18 protein-coding genes are annotated in these 19,493 nt (G+C 53.9%); 4 read left to right on the top strand and 14 right to left on the bottom strand.

Annotated elements, in window-relative coordinates; all coding sequences use genetic code 11:
* Nucleotides 1-182: 182 nt before the first annotated feature.
* Genes recJ through xerD form a run of 3 tightly spaced genes read right to left on the bottom strand, consistent with a single transcriptional unit; the run spans nucleotide 183 to nucleotide 3,555 of the window.
* Nucleotides 183-1,916: a single-stranded-DNA-specific exonuclease RecJ gene (gene recJ / locus OGV52_RS16495; RefSeq protein ID WP_016157413.1), complete on the bottom strand. Its 1,734-nt coding sequence runs from the start codon at nucleotides 1,914-1,916 to the stop codon at nucleotides 183-185.
* Between the two features lie 5 nt (nucleotides 1,917-1,921).
* Nucleotides 1,922-2,635: a bifunctional protein-disulfide isomerase/oxidoreductase DsbC gene (gene dsbC, locus OGV52_RS16500; RefSeq protein ID WP_103766660.1), complete on the bottom strand. Its 714-nt coding sequence runs from the start codon at nucleotides 2,633-2,635 to the stop codon at nucleotides 1,922-1,924.
* A gap of 23 nt (nucleotides 2,636-2,658) precedes the next feature.
* Complete coding sequence (xerD, locus tag OGV52_RS16505) at nucleotides 2,659-3,555, bottom strand: site-specific tyrosine recombinase XerD (RefSeq protein WP_016154346.1); 897 nt, start codon at nucleotides 3,553-3,555, stop codon at nucleotides 2,659-2,661.
* A 114-nt stretch (nucleotides 3,556-3,669) separates the two neighbouring features.
* On the opposite strand from xerD, the gene fldB reads away from it, so the two are divergent.
* Entirely contained in the window at nucleotides 3,670-4,191 is a 522-nt protein-coding gene (gene fldB, locus OGV52_RS16510; RefSeq protein ID WP_016154347.1) for a flavodoxin FldB, read from the top strand.
* 100 nt (nucleotides 4,192-4,291) lie between these two features.
* Here the strand turns inward: fldB and OGV52_RS16515 are convergent, their stop codons facing one another.
* Both OGV52_RS16515 and sdhE read right to left on the bottom strand, forming a co-directional pair.
* Entirely contained in the window at nucleotides 4,292-4,699 is a 408-nt protein-coding gene (locus OGV52_RS16515) for a protein YgfX (protein ID WP_016154348.1), read from the bottom strand.
* A complete protein-coding gene (gene sdhE, locus OGV52_RS16520) occupies nucleotides 4,680-4,946 on the bottom strand; it encodes an FAD assembly factor SdhE (RefSeq protein WP_016154349.1) in 267 nt (88 codons plus the stop codon). The genes OGV52_RS16515 and sdhE overlap by 20 nt, the downstream gene beginning before the upstream one ends.
* A gap of 257 nt (nucleotides 4,947-5,203) precedes the next feature.
* Here sdhE and ygfZ point away from each other — a divergent pair, with 257 nt between their 5' ends.
* Nucleotides 5,204-6,184, top strand: coding sequence for a tRNA-modifying protein YgfZ (ygfZ, locus tag OGV52_RS16525; protein ID WP_287108807.1), 981 nt, complete (start codon nucleotides 5,204-5,206; stop codon nucleotides 6,182-6,184).
* A 79-nt stretch (nucleotides 6,185-6,263) separates the two neighbouring features.
* Here ygfZ and trhA read toward each other — a convergent pair whose 3' ends face one another.
* Both trhA and yqfB read right to left on the bottom strand, forming a co-directional pair.
* Nucleotides 6,264-6,923 carry a PAQR family membrane homeostasis protein TrhA gene (trhA, locus tag OGV52_RS16530; RefSeq protein WP_153690042.1) on the bottom strand — a complete coding sequence of 220 codons (660 nt, stop codon included), beginning with the start codon at nucleotides 6,921-6,923 and terminating at the stop codon, nucleotides 6,264-6,266.
* A 163-nt stretch (nucleotides 6,924-7,086) separates the two neighbouring features.
* Entirely contained in the window at nucleotides 7,087-7,398 is a 312-nt protein-coding gene (gene yqfB / locus OGV52_RS16535; RefSeq protein WP_016154352.1) for a N(4)-acetylcytidine aminohydrolase, read from the bottom strand.
* Nucleotides 7,399-7,450: 52 nt separating this feature from the next.
* Between yqfB and OGV52_RS16540 the strand changes: the two genes are divergently transcribed.
* Together OGV52_RS16540 and bglA are read left to right on the top strand one after the other, a co-directional pair.
* Nucleotides 7,451-8,179, top strand: a complete 729-nt coding sequence (locus tag OGV52_RS16540) for a MurR/RpiR family transcriptional regulator (protein WP_287108884.1) — start codon at nucleotides 7,451-7,453, stop codon at nucleotides 8,177-8,179.
* A 121-nt stretch (nucleotides 8,180-8,300) separates the two neighbouring features.
* Entirely contained in the window at nucleotides 8,301-9,734 is a 1,434-nt protein-coding gene (bglA, locus tag OGV52_RS16545) for a 6-phospho-beta-glucosidase BglA (protein ID WP_200108181.1), read from the top strand.
* Nucleotides 9,735-9,828: 94 nt separating this feature from the next.
* Here the strand turns inward: bglA and OGV52_RS16550 are convergent, their stop codons facing one another.
* From OGV52_RS16550 to pepP, 7 genes are all read right to left on the bottom strand, one after another.
* Complete coding sequence (locus tag OGV52_RS16550; RefSeq protein ID WP_016154354.1) at nucleotides 9,829-10,572, bottom strand: SDR family oxidoreductase; 744 nt, start codon at nucleotides 10,570-10,572, stop codon at nucleotides 9,829-9,831.
* A 61-nt stretch (nucleotides 10,573-10,633) separates the two neighbouring features.
* Entirely contained in the window at nucleotides 10,634-13,507 is a 2,874-nt protein-coding gene (gene gcvP / locus OGV52_RS16555; protein WP_047499316.1) for an aminomethyl-transferring glycine dehydrogenase, read from the bottom strand.
* A gap of 176 nt (nucleotides 13,508-13,683) precedes the next feature.
* Complete coding sequence (gene gcvH / locus OGV52_RS16560; protein ID WP_003026965.1) at nucleotides 13,684-14,073, bottom strand: glycine cleavage system protein GcvH; 390 nt, start codon at nucleotides 14,071-14,073, stop codon at nucleotides 13,684-13,686.
* A 25-nt stretch (nucleotides 14,074-14,098) separates the two neighbouring features.
* Entirely contained in the window at nucleotides 14,099-15,193 is a 1,095-nt protein-coding gene (gcvT, locus tag OGV52_RS16565) for a glycine cleavage system aminomethyltransferase GcvT (RefSeq protein WP_047499315.1), read from the bottom strand.
* Nucleotides 15,194-15,645: 452 nt separating this feature from the next.
* A complete protein-coding gene (ubiI, locus tag OGV52_RS16570; RefSeq protein WP_094168633.1) occupies nucleotides 15,646-16,848 on the bottom strand; it encodes an FAD-dependent 2-octaprenylphenol hydroxylase in 1,203 nt (400 codons plus the stop codon).
* Nucleotides 16,849-16,987: 139 nt separating this feature from the next.
* Nucleotides 16,988-18,166, bottom strand: a complete 1,179-nt coding sequence (gene ubiH, locus OGV52_RS16575) for a 2-octaprenyl-6-methoxyphenyl hydroxylase (RefSeq protein ID WP_287108809.1) — start codon at nucleotides 18,164-18,166, stop codon at nucleotides 16,988-16,990.
* Nucleotides 18,163-19,488, bottom strand: coding sequence for a Xaa-Pro aminopeptidase (gene pepP, locus OGV52_RS16580; protein ID WP_049282166.1), 1,326 nt, complete (start codon nucleotides 19,486-19,488; stop codon nucleotides 18,163-18,165). The genes ubiH and pepP overlap by 4 nt, the downstream gene beginning before the upstream one ends.
* Nucleotides 19,489-19,493: the final 5 nt, after the last annotated feature.

The following is a 19,493-nucleotide window of genomic DNA, read 5'->3' on the forward strand; positions in this document are numbered from 1 at the left end:
GTTATAAGAGCGGGATTGTAACTAATCCACACCCTTTTTTATAGCGAATATACACATCATCCTTCAAGCTGCCTCTTTGTTGGCTGCGCGATTTCGCCCCAGTCACGTACTGCTCGTACGCTTATGGAGACTCATCCACTTGCCGCCTCGATGCAGCTTGAATGATTTTGTGTAAAGTGACGCTAAAGTGGCCAGATATTATCGATTATAATCTGCAGGCTGCGGTTGCCGCGAAACTCATTAATATCCAGTTTGTAGGCAAGCTGAACTTCGCGAACACCGTTATCCGGCCAGCAGGTGGTATCAACGTTAAACGCAATACCGTCCAGCAACGGTCCACCACCGACGGGCTCCACCATCACCTTCAGATGACGCTCACCGACCAGACGCTGCTGGAGCAGACGGAAATGCCCGTCAAACAGTGGTTCCGGGAACATTTGTCCCCACGGTCCGGCATCACGCAGCATTTGCGCGACCTCCATGGTCATCTCCGCCGCGCTCAGAGCACCGTCAGACACCACTTCGCCCTGCAGTAAGGCGGGGTCCAGCCACTCGGTTACCAGTTCGCCGAAACGCTGCTGGAAACGCTCAAACTGCGCCTCTTCCAGCGACAAACCCGCCGCCATAGCGTGACCGCCAAACTTGAGGATCATACCTGGATGAAGAGTGTCCAGGCGCTCCAGCGCATCGCGCATGTGTAGCCCCTGAATCGAGCGCCCGGAGCCTTTCAGCGTACCGTCACCGGCCGGGGCAAACGCAATTACCGGACGGTGAAAGCGCTCTTTAATACGCGATGCCAGAATCCCCACCACTCCTTGATGCCACTCGGGATGGTACATCGCCAGACCGCCTGGTAGCGTATCGCTACTGCGTTCCAGCTTTTCACACAGAGTCAGCGCTTCCGCCTGCATACCCTGCTCGATCTCTTTACGCGTCTGGTTGAGTGCGTCCAGCTCATTGGCCAGCACGCGTGCTTCACCAATGTTGTCGCACAGCAACAGCGCCACACCAACGGACATATCGTCCAGACGCCCCGCTGCATTCAGCCGTGGCCCGAGGGCAAAACCTAAATCACTAGCAGCCAATTTGAGTGGGTCGCGATTGGAAATCTCCAGCAGCGCTTTTATACCAGGGCGGCACTTTCCGGCACGAATACGGCTTAAGCCTTGCCACGTCAGAATGCGGTTATTGGCATCCAGCGGGACCACGTCAGCCACCGTACCAAGCGCAACCAGATCGAGCAAATCCGCCAGGTTCGGCGGCGCAATTCCTCGTTCATCAAACCAGCCTTTGTCACGCAGGAAGGTGCGCAGCGCCAGCATCAGATAGAAGGCCACGCCAACGCCAGCCAGCGATTTAGACGGGAATTCACAATCGTGGAGGTTAGGATTGATGATCGCTTCAGCGCCCGGCAGCGTGTCCCCAGGCAGATGGTGATCGGTCACAACGACCGGGATCCCCAGCGTTCTGGCATGTTCAACACCCGCGTGGGACGAGATGCCGTTGTCGACGGTGACAATCAGCTGAGCGCCCCGGGCATGGGCCTGATCAACAACTTCCGGGCTTAAGCCATAACCGTCTTCAAAACGATTAGGCACCAGGTAGTCCACGTTACTGCAGCCCAACGCGCGCATCGCCAGAATGCTGAGCGCGGTGCTGGTCGCGCCATCGGCGTCAAAATCGCCGACCACGATGATTCGGGTTCCTTCGCGAAAAGCGTTATAGAGGATTTCAACCGCTTTTTCGACACCGTTCAAATGCTGCCACGGCAGCATGCCTTTCACACTACGCTCAAGCTCCTGCGCGCTGCGCACACCGCGGCTGGCGTATAAACGGCGCAGCAATGGCGGCAAGTCGGCAGGTAGCTCGGCGGTCTCGTCGGCTTCACGCCGACGAAGTTGTATCTGTTGTTTCACGCGAATTATTTACCGCTGGTTTGTTTTGCATGTGCGTCGAGGAATTCTTTCATCTCTTTCGGGCTCTGATAGCCAGGTACTACATAGCCATTGCTCAGCACAATCGCCGGCGTACCGCTGACGCCAAACTGTACGCCCAGCGCGTAGTGGTTAGCGATGTCCACATTACAGGTCGCAGGCTTCACATCTTTGCCAGCCATGGCGTCGTCAAAGGCTTTGTTTTTGTCCTTCGCACACCAGATAGATTTCATATCCTGCTCGGCCTGGCTTTCCAGTCCCTGACGAGGGAAGGCCAGATAGCGTACGGTGATCCCTAACGCATTGTAGTCTTTCATCTCTTCATGCAGCTTGTGGCAGTAGCCACAGGTGATGTCGGTGAAAACGGTAATGACGTGTTTTTCCTGCGGCGCTTTGTAGACGATCATCTCGTTTTCCAGCGCGTTCAAATGCTTCATCAGCAGTTGGTTGGTGACGTTTACCGGGCTTGCACCGCTCACGTCATACATCGGTCCCTGAATAATATGTTTACCGTCTTCGGTAACGTACAACACGCCGCTATTGGTCAGTACAGTTTTCATGCCCGCAACCGGAGCAGACTGAATCTCGGTACTCTTAACACCCAGCTTCGCTAATGACTGGCGAATCGCCGCATCGTCTGCATGTACCATGCCGGAAAACGCCGTCGCCAGCAGGGTGAACATCATAAAACGTTTTTTCATAACCTATCCTTTCCTGTCAGCACTCACGCTCGCGGGTGATGCTGTTGATGTAGTTGCCGCAAGCGCTCCGTTGCGACATGAGTATAAATCTGCGTTGTCGAGAGGTCGCTATGCCCCAGTAGCATCTGCACCACGCGCAGGTCAGCGCCATGGTTGAGCAGATGCGTGGCAAACGCATGCCGCAGGACGTGCGGGGACAGCTTTTCGCTGTCGATTCCAGCCAACACAGCATAGTGTTTGATACGATGCCAGAAGGTTTGACGAGTCATCTGTTGCGCCCGCTGGCTGGGAAACAGCACATCTATTGATACACCGTTGAGCAACCACGGACGCCCATGCTCAAGGTACGTTTCCAGCCAGTACACCGCCTCCTCACCTAACGGGACAAGGCGCTCTTTATTACCTTTACCGATCACCCGAACCACGCCCTGACGCAGGCTGACGTCACTCATCGTCAGCCCCACCAGTTCAGACACGCGCAGGCCTGTGGCATACAATACTTCCAGCATGGCTTTGTCGCGAAGTTCCAGCGGTTGTTCTATTAGCGGCGCCTGCAGAAGTCGTTCGACCTGTGCTTCGCTGAGATCTTTGGGCAGACGCTGCGGAAGTTTAGGTGATGCAAGCGAGGCGCTGGGGTCATCTTCGCGATATTTTTCACGGTACAGATGCTGAAAAAAACGCCGCATTGCACTGAGCAAGCGTGCGGAACTGGTGGCTTTATATCCCCCATCCATCCGCTCAGCCAGCAATGCTTGCAGGTCATCACTCTGCGCGGTCGCAAGCGAGGCGCCGCGGTGATGTAGCCATTCAACAAGCATGGTCAGATCGCGACGATACGCACTTAGCGTGTTTTCCGCCAGATTTCGTTCCAGCCACAGGGCATCAAGAAACTGCTCGATGCGCGCCAGATCCTGTTCCACTCGCGCCCCCTTATTTCACTCTCATTTTTGATGCATTATGCCCCATTGTGCCGAGAATGCGGCGATTCTGTTACACTACCCGCAACGCTACAGCAGAATTGAGATGTTTACGTCATGAACATGGGTCTTTTTTACGGTTCCAGCACCTGCTATACCGAAATGGCAGCAGAAAAAATCCGCGATATCCTGGGTCCCGAACTGGTGACACTGCACAACCTCAAAGATGATTCCCCGACCTTAATGGAGCAGTATGACGTGCTCATTTTAGGCATCCCAACCTGGGATTTCGGTGAAATCCAAGAGGACTGGGAAGCGGTCTGGGAGCAACTGGACGACCTCAACCTGGAAGGCAAAATTGTTGCGCTTTACGGTATGGGCGATCAGTTGGGATACGGTGAATGGTTCCTGGATGCGCTGGGTATGCTGCACGATAAACTGGTCACCAAAGGCGTAAAATTTGTTGGTTACTGGCCAACCGAAGGGTATGAATTTACCAGCGATAAGCCCGTCATTGCCGATGGACAGCTGTTTGTTGGCCTGGCACTGGATGAAACAAACCAGTACGATCTCAGCGATGAACGCATTCAGGCCTGGTGCGAGCAAATCCTTGGTGAAATGGCCGAACACTGGTCCTGATAACCATTTTGCCGGATGTAGGCGTAAACGCCATATCCGGCCTACATGCCGCACCGAACCGTAGACCTTAACGCTGCACGCCATCAGGCATTCATCAGCATTATCCCTGCTTCGCCTGTTGCAGTATTAACCGCCGCAAATCCCGCCACTCCGCGTCATCCATACTGTCTGCCGCCAGCCACAAATGCTGACGTTTTCCGGCATCGGAACGTAAACGCAGCATCATGCCTGTTTTGACCATCCAGGGTGCGCTAGCAATAGTCCACTCTTGCCCTTGCCAGCGTAGACGACCGTCCATCAACAGCCGAATCTCGCCCTGACAGGCATTGATTCGGCGCTGGCTACGGACGCTATCGAACACCACCAGAGAGAGCAGAACCAGCCATAATGGGGTGTAGCTCAATGGCCAGGGCATCAATAATATAAATACCGCCACCAGCCCATGAATGAGCAGCGAAAGCCATTGCGCGCGCCATGAAACGCGTAAATCAGATTGCCACTGGACCACGTTCCCGATTCCGTGTCTGGATAAGTCGCACCATCTGCTCTAGCTGAGCATCAGCCGGTTTCCCATGATTCATCAACCAGTTAAATAAGTCTGGATCATCACATTCTAGCAGACGGATAAAGATACGTTTTTCTTCATCACTTAAGCTGTCATATTCATGTTCGAAAAACGGCATGATCGAGATGTCCAGCTCACGCATACCGCGACGGCATGCCCAATGAATACGTGCTTTGTTGTTAATATCCATGTTCTTCTTCCTGTCTCGCGAAAACGAAGTATCCCGCTATTGTAACGTGTTTTTCCCTCATATTTACGGGAATATCAGCAAACGGAAGCGTGCTCGCTAAATAAAACCACATTAAGTCAAAGGATTCAGCATTTTTGGATGTCTCCTCGCAAAGCTTAATATATGGCACAAATAGCCTGTTTAAACCGCTTGCAATGGGCCATAGCTCTTTTACCATTAGTCATTATCACTGCGTTAAGCAAATCAGGACATTAATTATGGCTTTTATATCTTTTCCTCCTCGCCAGCCTTTCGCGTCAACGCGCTTGCCTCTGACGCTAATGACGCTCGATGAATGGGCGCTCGCCACCATCACCGGTGTCGACAGTGAGAAGTATATTCAGGGTCAGGTCACAGCGGATGTCAGCCAGATGACCGAGCATCAGCACGTGTTGGCAGCACATTGTGACGCCAAAGGTAAAATGTGGAGCAACCTGCGTCTGTTCCGCCAGGGTGACGGTTTTGCATGGCTTGAGCGCCGTAGTCTGCGCGATGCGCAGCTCACCGAACTGAAAAAATATGCAGTCTTCTCGAAAGTAGCGATTGCCCCGGACGACGAGCGCGTACTGATGGGCGTCGCGGGATTCCAGGCGCGTGCTGCGCTGGCCAATCTCTTTAGCGAATTACCAAACAGCGATAAGCAGGTCATTACTGAAGGTTCTTCCACCATATTGTGGTTCGAACATCCCGCTGAGCGTTTCCTGCTGATCGTTGATGTTGCAACGGCGGAAACCCTGGTAGAGAAGCTGCGCGGTGAAGCGGAGTTAAATAACAGCCAACAGTGGCTGGCGCTGGATATCGAAGCAGGTATTCCGGTGATTGATACTGCCAACAGCGCGCAGTTTATTCCGCAAGCCACCAATCTGCAGGCTCTGGGCGGGATCAGCTTTAAAAAAGGCTGTTATACCGGTCAGGAAATGGTTGCTCGCGCAAAATTCCGCGGAGCCAACAAACGTGCCATGTGGACGCTGGCAGGTGCGGCCAGTCGGGTACCGGAAGCAGGTGAAGACCTGGAGCTGAAAATGGGCGAGAACTGGCGTCGTACCGGCACCGTACTCGCCGCGGTGCAACTGGCGGATGGACAGGTACTGGTGCAGGTTGTGATGAATAACGACATGGAAGCCGACAGCGTGTTCCGCGTTCGTGACGACGCGAAAACGCTGCATATCGTACCGCTGCCGTATTCGCTGGAAGAGTAAATCGCCGGGTGGTGACTTTATCTTACCGGGTCACGAGTTTTAAAGACCCGGTAAGCACAGCACCGCTGGGTAATAATAATTACGCCTGCCCCACGTACAGGTAGATCGCCAGGAAATGGCAAACGCTGCCACCCAGCACAAAGCCGTGCCAGATCGCGTGGTTGTATGGAATGCGCTTACAGACGTAGAAAATAACGCCCAGCGAATACACCACACCACCAACTGCCAGCAACGTCACCCCCCCCACCGCCAGCTTAACCGCCAGTTGATACACCACAATCAGCGATAGCCAGCCCATCGCCAGGTAGGTTACCAGCGACAGAACCTTAAACCGGTGCGCAATGGTCAGTTTGAATAAAATACCGAGCAGCGCCAGGCTCCAGATAACAATCATCAGTCCACGTGCCAGCGGCGAATCCAGCCCCACCAGCAGAAATGGCGTGTAGGTCCCGGCAATCAGCAGATAAATCGCGCAGTGGTCGAACTTTTTCAGCCAGACTTTTGCTCTTTGATGGGGGATCGCGTGATATAAAGTTGAGGCGAGGAACAGCAGGATCATGCTGCCGCCATACAGGCTATAGCTGGTTATCGCCACGGCGCTGGCGTTGGTATCCACTGCCTGAACCAGCAACAATACCAGTCCGACAATCCCAAACACCAGCCCGATACCGTGACTGATGCTATTGGCTATTTCCTCTGCCAGCGAATATCCCTGCGCAATTAATGGCTTCTGAACCATATTTTACTCCCGAGAAACGAACACTATCGTGATTGCTCCTCTAGCGTAACTGAGAATGGTTCCAGTGAACACCTGTTAGCTAAAATATTTGCCAACTAAATAATAATCCATAAAAATCATGATGTTATATTTTAATATTCAGCTAACAGGCGTACCTTTAAAATCAAAGGCATTTAAAATCAATCACATAAAATTGTGTTTGATCCGGGTAAATCTCGGCAATCACGTGTTTAAGTTCTTCTAGCGTCATGTTTTCCTGGCGAGCATGTTTCTCTGTCAGCGTATCCAGCGTGACGGTTGAGGTGCCAACAACCTCAATCGTGCAGAAGTACCCCTCATCTTCGAAGCGCCCAACCCGTAGAATGTCACCGGCTTTGAAGTGTGATTCGGACTCGTCACGAATCGTAATGGTTTTGCGTCCGGCCAGAATGTCATCCTGGAAACGCTGAAAAAAAGTGATGTCATTTGGCTGCATGTTATTATTCCCTGTAGATGAAGTCTGATGAGTGAGTTTTGCCATTGTGAGTATGTTCTCCCACGCTGCCATCGCCAGTCTCAACAATCTTGAGATGCTGGTCTACAACTATGTCATCAAAAACCGTGACAAAGTCATGTACATGACCATTCGCGAACTGGCGGATGCCGTGGGCGTTTCCACCACCACCGTACTGCGCTTTTGCCGCAAGCTTAAGTGTGAAGGTTACTCAGAATTTCGCGTACGCTTCAAATTATATTTAGAGCAGAATGAACCGCAACAGGCTAATTTCGGTGCCAGCGAAATTATCAGCTTCTTTAAAGGCGTCAATAACGACGAGTTCGACAAATTACTCGATCAGGCTGTTGATATTATATTATCTTCCGAGCGTATTATATTCGTCGGGGCGGGAACATCCGGATCCCTGGCAAAATATGGCGCACGTTTTTTCTCAAACGTCGGAAAATTCAGTAACCACATCGATGACCCTTATTTCCCGGTAACTAATGATATGGCCAGAAACGCGCTGGCGATCGTGCTTTCCGTTTCTGGAGAAACCGAAGAGATCCTACGCTTTGCCAGCCAGTTCAGTCTGCATAACTGTAAGGTTCTGTCGGTCACCAGCCATGAACATTCGCGCCTCGCGAAACTTGCCGACTTTAATCTCTCCTGGCACGTTCCACAGACACGCATTGCCGGGGTATACGATATAACCACGCAGATCCCCGTTATTTATATTCTGGAATCACTCGGTCGCAAGCTGGCGAAAAGAATAGAGTAAAAAAAACAATATGTTTTTTTGATGTAACAAATCACATTAACGCTATTTTGTTATATCGTGACATTTATCTTTCCTTTGTTAGACTCAAAATCAGATTGTATTAATTTGAGACTGAGCGCAGATGAAAAAACTTACCTTACCAAACGATTTTTTATGGGGCGGCGCGGTTGCGGCGCATCAGGTTGAAGGCGGCTGGAATAAAGGTGGCAAAGGGCCCAGCATTTGCGACGTACTGACCGGGGGGGCACACGGCGTTCCGCGAGAAATCACTCAGGACGTCGTGCCAGGTAAGTACTACCCCAACCACGAAGCCGTCGATTTTTACGGTCATTACAAAGAAGACATTAAGCTGTTTGCCGAGATGGGCTTCAAATGCTTCCGTACGTCAATTGCCTGGACCCGTATCTTCCCCAAAGGGGACGAAACCCAGCCAAACGAAGAAGGGCTAAAATTCTACGACGACATGTTTGATGAACTGCTGAAGTATAATATCGAACCGGTCATCACCCTTTCCCACTTCGAAATGCCGCTACACCTGGTTCAACAGTACGGTAGCTGGACCAATCGTAAAGTCGTTGATTTCTTTGTCCGTTTTGCTGAAGTGGTCCTTGAGCGCTACAAGCACAAAGTCAAATACTGGATGACCTTCAACGAGATCAACAACCAGCGTAACTGGCGTGCACCGCTGTTTGGCTATTGCTGCTCCGGCGTGGTGTATACCGAGCATGAAAACCCGGAAGAGACTATGTACCAGGTGCTGCACCACCAGTTCGTGGCCAGCGCTCTGGCGGTGAAAGCCGCACGTCGCATCAACCCTGAAATGAAAGTCGGCTGCATGCTGGCAATGGTCCCGCTATACCCGTACTCCTGTAAGCCTGAAGATGTGATGTTCGCGCAGGAATCGATGCGTGAACGCTATGTATTCACCGACGTTCAACTGCGCGGCTACTATCCATCTTATGTACTGAACGAGTGGGAGCGCCGCGAATTCAATATTCGAATGGAAGCTGGCGATGAACAAATCCTGCGTGAAGGCACCTGCGACTATCTCGGATTTAGCTACTACATGACCAACGCGGTAAAAGCGGAAGGTGGTAGCGGCGATGCTATTTCCGGTTTTGAGGGCAGCGTGCCGAACCCGCACGTCAAAGCATCCGACTGGGGCTGGCAGATTGATCCGGTCGGCCTGCGTTACGCCTTATGCGAACTGTACGAGCGTTATCAGAAGCCATTGTTTATCGTTGAAAACGGATTTGGCGCTTACGACAAAGTTGAAGAAGACGGCAGCATCCACGATGACTACCGCATCGACTATCTGCGCGCCCACGTCGAAGAGATGATGAAAGCGGTAACGTATGACGGCGTAGATCTGATGGGCTACACGCCGTGGGGCTGCATCGACTGCGTCTCGTTCACCACCGGCCAGTACAGCAAACGCTACGGTTTTATCTACGTGAACAAACACGACGACGGCACTGGCGATATGTCGCGTTCGCGTAAGAAAAGTTTTGAGTGGTATAAAGCGGTGATTGCCAGCAACGGCGAGAATCTGTAATTTTTAGCCGGATGGCGCTGCGCTTATCGGGTTTACGGGAACTGAACCTGTAGACCAGAGCAGACATTTACGCCGCCATCCGGCAAGCAACGCATTACTTCCCGCCGGCCAGCTCCAAAAAACTGCCCGTGACGTAAGACGCCTTCTCACTCAGCAGCCAGGTAATCGCCTGCGCGACCTCTTCCGGCTGTCCGCCGCGCTGCATAGGCAACATGGATTTCACGCGATCCACCCTTCCCGGCTCACCGCCTGACGCATGCATTTCCGTGTAGATAAGACCGGGTCTCACGCAGTTCACGCGTATCCCCTGCGCCGCAACCTCCAACGCGAGGCCGGTGGTAAGCGTGTCCACCGCACCTTTTGAGGCTGCATAATCAACGTATTCGAACGGGGCGCCAAGCCGTGACGCCGCCGAAGAGACATTCACAATCGCCCCGCCCTGACCGCCGTGCTTAAACGACATACGCTTTACCGCTTCCCGACAACACAGAAAATAGCCGGTAACATTAGTCGCCAGGACGCGATTAATACGCTCAGCGGTTAGGCTTTCCACCGTGCTCTGTTCAAACAAAATCCCGGCATTGTTCACCAGCGCAGTCAGCGGCTCACCCTCGCGGTCAATGGACTCAAACATCGCCCCGACCTGGCTTTCATCGCTGATATCTGCCCGCAGAGCAAACGCCTTTCCTCCCGCAGCGGCGATATTGTTCACCACCTCCGTTGCCGCACGAATATTGTGATGAAAGTTAACGGCGACCGTGTAACCCTCTAGCGCTAACTGCAGCGCGGTTGCCCGACCAATACCGCGACTGCCCCCCGTAACCAGTGCTATAGCCATCACTATTCTCCCCAAAAATAAAGGCGCCGAAGCGCCTTTAAAAGATAGCTGAATCAGTCGATTACTGATAATCGCTCAGCGGCACGCAGGAGCAGAACAGGTTACGGTCACCGTAAACGTCATCAAGGCGTTTCACGGTCGGCCAGTATTTGTTCGCTACGCCCGCCGGGAAGACGGCGATTTCGCGGCTGTAACCGTGATTCCACTCCGCGACCAGCTCATTTTGCGTGTGCGGGGAGTTAACCAGCGGGTTATCTGTAAGCGACCATTCACCGGCTTTCACGCGATCGATCTCTGCGCGGATTGCCAGCATCGCATTGATAAAGCGATCCAGTTCCACTTTGCTTTCCGATTCAGTCGGTTCCACCATCAGCGTACCCGCTACCGGGAACGACATGGTCGGCGCATGGAAACCGTAATCGATCAGACGCTTGGCAATATCCAGTTCGCTGATGCCGGTCTCTTCTTTCAGTGGGCGAATGTCGAGAATACATTCATGTGCCACGCGACCATCGCGACCGGTATACAGCACCGGATAGGCATCTTTCAGACGGCTGGCAATGTAGTTAGCGTTCAGGATCGCCACCTGGCTTGCCTGCTTCAGACCTTCTGCGCCCATCATACGGATGTACATCCAGCTGATCGGCAGAATGGATGCGCTACCGAACGGTGCCGCAGAAACCGCGCCCTGACGGGTGAGCATCCCTTCAATCTGTACTACGCTATGACCCGGCACGAACGGCGCCAGATGCGATTTAACACCGATTGGTCCCATACCTGGGCCACCGCCGCCGTGCGGAATGCAGAATGTTTTATGCAGGTTAAGGTGTGAGACATCGGCACCGATAAAGCCCGGTGTGGTGATCCCAACCTGAGCATTCATGTTCGCGCCATCAAGATAAACCTGGCCGCCAAACTGGTGCACAACGTCGCACACTTCACGGATCGTTTCTTCATACACGCCATGAGTAGAGGGATAGGTCACCATGATACAGGAGAGGTTTTCACCCGCCTGCGCCGCTTTTTCACGCAGATCGCCAAGATCGATGTTGCCGTTTTTATCACAGGCGACAACCACTACCTGCATACCCGCCATCTGTGCGGAGGCCGGGTTGGTACCGTGGGCAGAGGCCGGGATTAGACAGATATCGCGATGGCCTTCGTTACGGCTTTCGTGATAATGGCGAATCGCCAGCAGACCCGCATACTCGCCCTGCGCGCCGGAGTTCGGCTGCATGCAGACTGCGTCATAACCGGTCAGTTTTACCAGCCATTCGGAAAGCTGGCCGATCATCTGGTGATAACCTTCTGCCTGCTCTGGCGGGCAGAACGGATGCAGTTCAGCGAATTCCGGCCAAGTGATAGGGATCATCTCGGCGGCAGCGTTCAGCTTCATGGTGCAAGATCCCAGCGGGATCATTGCCTGGTTCAGGGCCAGATCTTTGCGCTCCAGCGAGTGCATGTAACGCATCATCTCGGTTTCGCTGTGATAGCGATTAAACACCGGATGGCTGAGGATCGCATCATCACGCAGCATGCTGTCCTGAATGGAACGGCTGTCGAGCGCCACGTCTTTGTCCAGCGTATCGATGTTCAGACCGTGGCAGTCTCCCAGCAGAACATTGAACAACTGCACCACGTTTTCACGGGTGGTGGTTTCATCGAGCGTAATACCTACCGCGTTATGGATATCGCTACGCAGGTTGATTTCTGCCGCTTCAGCACGTGCCAGTACCGCAGCCTTATCGGCCACTTCAACACACAAAGTGTCAAAGTAGTGCGCATGACGCAGCTTCAATCCTTTCTGTTGCAGACCGGCTGCCAGAATATCGGTTAGACGATGGATGCGATTAGCGATGCGTTTCAGGCCAACCGGGCCATGATAAACGGCATACAGGCTGGCGATGTTGGCCAGCAGAACCTGCGAGGTACAAATGTTGGAGTTCGCTTTCTCGCGGCGGATATGCTGTTCGCGAGTCTGCATCGCCATACGCAGGGCGGTATTACCCGCTGCATCTTTGGAGACGCCGATAATACGGCCTGGCATGGAGCGTTTGAATTCGTCTTTAGCGGCAAAGAATGCCGCGTGCGGGCCGCCGTAGCCCATCGGTACGCCGAAGCGTTGCGCAGAGCCGAAAACGATATCCGCGCCCTGTTTGCCCGGTGCAGTCAGCAGTACCAGCGCCATAAAGTCGGCAGCGACGCTGACCACTATTTTACGGGATTTCAGCTCAGCCATCAGGGCGCTGTAGTCGTGCACTTCACCGGTGGTGCCAACCTGCTGCAACAGCACGCCGAACACATCCTGATGATCCAATGCTTTTGCCGCGTCATCAACAATGACGTCAAAACCAAAAGTTTGCGCACGAGTACGCACTACGTCCAGCGTTTGCGGATGAACATCAGCCGCCACAAAGAAACGGTTGGCGTTTTTCAGTTTGCTGACGCGTTTGGCCATCGCCATGGCTTCAGCTGCAGCAGTAGCTTCATCCAGAAGAGAAGCGGAAGCCATGTCCAGGCCGGTCAGATCCAGCGTCACCTGCTGGAAGTTCAGCAGTGCTTCCAGACGGCCCTGGGAGACTTCCGGTTGATACGGGGTGTAGGCGGTGTACCAACCCGGGTTTTCCAGCATGTTACGCAGGATAACCGGTGGCAGCTGCACGGCGGTGTAGCCCATGCCAATGTAGGACGTGAAGCGCTTGTTACGCCCGGCGATGGCTTTTAATTCAGCCAGCGCAGCGTATTCGGTCGCCGCCTCGCCCACCTGTGGCGGGGTTGCGAGCTGAATGTCTTTCGGCACAATCTGGCCGATCAGCGCGTTTAACGACTCGGCGCCAACCGCATTCAGCATCTCTTGCTGCTGCGCGGCGTCCGGTCCGATGTGGCGTTCAATGAAAGCGCCGCTATTTTCAAGCTGGCTTAACGTCTGTGTCATGGGCGATGGTTCCTGAAACGTGCAGTGAATCGTAGGTGTCTCTACTTACCTGAATACGCAAAAAATTCGCGTTGCAGGAAGGCGGCGACGCAGCACATCCCCAGGAGCTTACATCAGTAAGTAACTGAGGTGTGCAAGAAAGCCAACACACCTGCAACGTGAAGAATGAAGCGTATTTATTCGTCTTCTAACAAAGCTTCATATGCAGTCGCATCCAGCAGCGATTCAATTTCGCTTTCATCGCTGGCTTTGATTTTGAAGATCCAGCCCCCTGCATACGGCTCGCTGTTGACCAGTTCCGGGGAGTCGCTGAGCGCGTCGTTAACCGCAACAATCTCACCGCCTACTGGCGCATAAATATCGGATGCTGCTTTTACGGATTCCGCAACGGCGCAGTCATCGCCCGCGCTGACGGTTGCGCCAACTTCGGGCAGGTCAACGAAAACCATGTCACCTAACAGCTCCTGAGCATGTTCAGTGATCCCAACGGTGTAAGAGCCGTCAGCTTCTTTGCGCAGCCATTCGTGTTCTTTGCTGTATTTCAGTTCTGCAGGTACGTTGCTCATCAATCAATCTCCAAAAAAGGATGAATTACGCGACGGCTTTGCCGTTACGCACAAAAACAGGTTTAGTCACTTTTACCGGCATTTCGCGGTTACGGATCTGTACGATCGCGGTCTCACCAATACCCGCAGGGACACGCGCCAGCGCGATGCTGTAACCCAGGGTTGGGGAGAATGTCCCGCTGGTGATAATACCTTCCTGCTGATTGCCGGAAGCATCGGTGAAACGCACCGGCAGTTCATTACGCAGTACGCCTTTCTCGGTCATCACCAGTCCAACCAACTGTTCGTGGCCTTTTTCACGCTGCATTTCCAGCGCTTCCCGACCGATAAAGTCGCGGTCAGTCGGTTCCCACGCGATAGTCCAGCCCATGTTGGCCGCCAGCGGGGAAATGCCTTCGTCCATCTCCTGACCGTACAGGTTCATGCCGGCTTCCAGACGCAGCGTGTCGCGCGCGCCAAGACCGCAAGGTTTGACACCTGCTTGTACCAGCGCACGCCAGAAGTCTGCCGCCTTTTCACTCGGCATGGCAATTTCATAGCCTGCTTCGCCGGTATAACCGGTGGTTGCGATAAACAAATCACCCGCCTGAACGCCGAAGAACGGCTTCATGCCTTCTACCGCCTGGCGCTGCTCGTCAGTAAACAATGTGGCTGCTTTTTCCTGCGCGTTTGGGCCCTGCACCGCAATCAGCGACAGATCATCTCGAACGGTGATGTCGATGGCGTAAGGTTCAGCGTGTTGGGTAATCCAGGAGAGGTCTTTTTCGCGGGTGGCGGAGTTTACAACGAGGCGGAAGAAATCTTCAGTGAAGTAGTAGACAATCAGGTCATCTATCACGCCGCCCGACGCGTTGAGCATACCGGAGTAGAGGGCTTTACCCGTCTTCGTTAGCTTCGCGACGTCGTTTGCCAGCAGATAACGCAAGAACTCCCGGGTGCGGCTACCGCGCAGGTCGACGATGGTCATATGTGACACATCAAACATTCCGGCATCGGTGCGAACAGCATGGTGTTCATCAAGCTGAGAACCGTAATGCAGTGGCATCATCCAGCCATGGAAATCTACCATGCGCGCGCCACATAGCGTGTGTTGTTCGTACAAAGGAGTCTGTTGAGCCATCTTTTCCTCGTTGAATAAGCGGGGCTACCAACTCTTTCGCGGTGAAATTTTCGCCACGAAACCCAGCACCGCAGCCGCTCCAGGGGCCACGACGCAAACGTTCTCTTTGTCCTGAACTTACCACCGAAACAGACGCTAAACCATAAGGCAAAATTAACCATCACATTAGCTTATGGCCAAAAACAGCAAAATCACCGGCAGAACAAAACCCCATCCATACGGCAAATAATCAGAACAAAAAATAAATACAAGCTGGAATTAACAGCACCAACCAACATTAAATGTGGAAAAATTGTCAAAAATGGCGTTATGAAAAAAACGTAATATTAAAAAAACTAATGCGAAAAAAGGCGTGGAATTAGATTATTTCAAATGAGAGAAGCACCCCGGCGCGCAGGCCGGGAGTGGAAAGTGTGACGGGTCTCAAACTCTTAAGATTGTCCTTACGGACGCTAGCGTAACCACTCAGGAAGATCGTTCAGTCCCATCGCCTGGCGGATGAGCTGTGGTTTTACGCCTGGCAGGGTATCGGCCAGTTTCAGACCAATATCACGCAGCAGTTTTTTCGCCGGATTCTCGCCTGCAAACAGTTCACGAAATCCCTGCATACCGGCCAGCATCATCGCTGCGCTGTGCTTACGGCTACGCTCGTAGCGGCGCAAATAGAGATACTGACCAATATCTTTGCCCTGACGCTGTAGCCGCTTCAGCTCATCGATCAGCTCCGCCGCATCCATAAAGCCAAGGTTAACCCCCTGACCCGCCAGCGGGTGGATGGTATGCGCCGCATCCCCCACCAGCGCCAGACGATGAGCAGCGAACTGACGGGCATAGCGTCCCGTCAGCGGAAACGCCTGACGCTCGCTTTCAAGGCTGCACAGCCCCAGGCGATTATCAAAAGCGATATTCAGCGCCTGATTAAACTCGTCAACGCTTGTCTGCTGCATGCGTTCTGCTTCCTGCGGCGAGAGCGACCAGACGATAGAGCACAGGTGCGGGTCACTGAGCGGCAGAAACGCCAGGATCCCCTCACCGTGAAACGCCTGCCGCGCAACCGCGCCGTGAGCTTCCTGCGTACGGATAGTCGCCACCAGCGCATGATGACGGTAATCCCAGAAAGTGAGCGGAATATCCGCTTTGTTGCGCAGCCAGGAGTTAGCGCCATCGGCGCCGACCACCAGGCGAGCTGTCAGCATTGCGCCATCTTTCAGGGACAGAAATGCCTCATTCTCACCCCAGGCTACCTGCTGTAACTCTGCGGGAGCCATCAGCGTAATATCCGCTGAACGCTGCGCTTTTTGCCAGAGTGCGTAATGGATCTCTGAGTTTTCAACGATGTGACCTAAATGGCTGTAGCCCATGCTCTGGTCATCAAACGCAATACGCCCAAAGCTGTCTTTGTCCCAGACTTCCATGCCGTGGTAGCAACAAGCGCGACGGGCAACAATGTCGGACCAGACGCCCAGTCGGCTAAGCAGTTTTTCACTGGCGGCATTAATGGCCGATACGCGAAGCTGAGGAGGTGCATCCGCCGCCAAAGGCTGCGGAACATGTTGTTCTAACACCGCAACGCGCAACCCGCTGCCCTGCAAGCCGCAGGCAACCGCCAGTCCCACCATGCCGCCACCAACAATTGCTACATCAACACTTTGCACTGTTTGCTCCTGAAAATAGGACAATCAAAAACCGTAGGCCGGATAAGGCAAAGCCGCCATCCGGCATTACTTCCGCGACATTGCCTGATGGCGCTGCGCTAATCAGGCCAGCTTCTTTAATTCGGCCTACAGGATATATCTATCGCGCAACCCAACCGAGGGTCCGCTCCGCCAGCGCATCGCGTGCAGGCGTGAATAATTCCATCGCCATCAGCCCGACATTACGCCCAACGATCAGCGGGGCCCAGCGATTGGCAAACAAATACACCAAATTGTTGGTCACACCAATCGTCGTTTCGCGATCGCGTTCGCGGCGCTGCTGATAGCGTGCCAGTACCGCATAATCACCGATATCTTCCGCGCAGTTTTGCGCCTGCGTCAACGTCTCAGCCAGGCTCATCACATCGCGCAGACCAAGGTTGAAACCTTGTCCGGCAATGGGATGCAGCGTCTGTGCTGCGTTCCCCACCAGCACAGTACGATGGGTAATGGCTTTTTGCGCCGAGGTTAACGAAAGCGGATAGGCGTTGCGTTTACCGGCCTGGGTAATACGCCCCAACCGCCAGCCAAACGCAGTTTGCAGTTCGCGGCAAAATTGTTCGTCGGACCAGGCCATAATCTCATCCCGCCGCTCCAGCGGATGGCACCACACCAGCGAGCAGCGACCATCAGACATCGGTAGCATTGCCAGCGGACCATATTGTGTGAAACGTTCAAACGCTCGCCCGTCATGCGCAACGGAGGTCGTGACGTTGGCAATCACCGCCAGTTGTTCATAGGGTTGTTGCTGCCAGCCAACGCCGCAGGCGGTAGCCAGCGCGGAGCGCGTGCCATCGGCGGCCACCAACAGGCGACCATTAATCATCTCGCCATTTTCCAGCGTAACCTCAACGCGTTCCTGCGTGCGTGACACGCTGGCTACACGGTCGGGGCAGTGCAGCGTGATGCCCGGCGCTTTACGCAGCAGCGCAAACAAACGCAGCCCGACATCGTGCAGTTCTACCACCTGGCCCAGCGCCGGAATACGGTATTCCTGCGCATCCAGCGTCACAAATCCGGCATGGCCGCGATCGCTGACGTGAACCGTTTTGATCGCCGTTGCGCAATCGGCAATCGCCTGCCATACGCCAATTCGCGCCAGCTGTTGGCAGGTCCCTGCCGCCAGCGCGATCGCCCGGGAGTCAAACCCTGGATGGCGGTCAGTTTCAGGTTCGCTCGCTTCTATCAGGTGAACAGGCTGAGTCCCGTGGCTGAGCTGAGAAATGGCCAGCGCCAGCGTTGCACCGACCATACCACCGCCAACGATAATCACGCTCATTGCAGCCGCGCCGCAGCCATTAAGGCTTCAATGTCATCCGCTTTCTTCACCACGCTGGCGGTCAGGTTCTCATTGCCGTCCTCGGTGATGAGGATGTCATCTTCAATACGAATGCCGATACCACGATAAGCAGGCGGCACATCGGCGTCCGGCGCGATATACAGCCCCGGTTCGACGGTGAGCACCATTCCTGGCTCGAGAATACGTGAGCGGTCCTGACCATAAACGCCAACGTCGTGCACATCCAGTCCCAGCCAATGGCTAAGACCATGCATAAAGAATGGGCGATGCGCATTTTCGGTAATCAGTTGGTCGATCTCGCCGTGCAAAATGCCAAGCTTCACCAGACCCGTAATCATGATGCGCACCACTTCGCCGGTGACTTCCTGGATGGACGTCCCCGGGCGATACAGGCGCAGACTGGTCTCTAATGACTCCAGTACGATGTCGTAGATTTCACGCTGAGCAGGGGAAAATTTGCCGTTTACCGGGAAGGTACGCGTAATGTCGCCCGCATAACCTTTGTATTCACACCCGGCGTCAATCAACACCAGATCGCCATCGCGCATTTCACTTTCATTTTCGGTGTAATGGAGAATACAGCCGTTTTCGCCGCTGCCGACAATCGTGTTATAGGATGGGTAACGCGCGCCATGGCGAGTAAACTCGTGGTGAATCTCCCCTTCCAACTGGTATTCAAACATTCCCGGACGGCATTTTTCCATCGCGCGGGTATGCGCCAGCGCACTGATCTCTCCGGCACGGCGCATGACCGCAATTTCTTCTGCTGATTTGAACAGGCGCATTTCATGCACCATTGGACGCCAGTCGATGATCGCGGCGGGTGCGTGCAGATTTTGTCTGGAGCCTTTACGCAGTTTATCCAACGCCGTGCACACAATCTCGTCTGCCCAGGCATATTCGCCCTGCGCGTGGTACACCGCATCCAGGCCATTGAGCAACAGGTGCAGCTGTTGGTTGATTTCACTGAAGGCCAGCGCCCGGTCAACGCCGAGTTTTGCCGGTGCGGCGTCCTGGCCCAGACGGCGGCCAAACCAGATCTCCGCCGTCAGATCGCGAACCCGATTAAACAAAACGCTGTGGTTATGAGTGTCATCACTTTTAATCAGCACCAGCACGGCTTCCGGTTCGTTAAAACCGGTGAAGTACCAGAAATCACTGCTTTGGCGGTACGGGTATTCACTGTCCGCGCTGCGCGTCGCTTCAGGCGCGGCAAAAATCAGCGCGGCGCTGCCAGGCTGCATTTGTGCCAGTAAAGCCTGGCGACGACGCTGGAATTCTTGCTGAGATATCTCGCTCATCACAC

The sequence above is a fragment of the Citrobacter sp. Cb041 genome (assembly GCF_030336655.1).
Lineage (GTDB): Bacteria > Pseudomonadota > Gammaproteobacteria > Enterobacterales > Enterobacteriaceae > Citrobacter > Citrobacter braakii.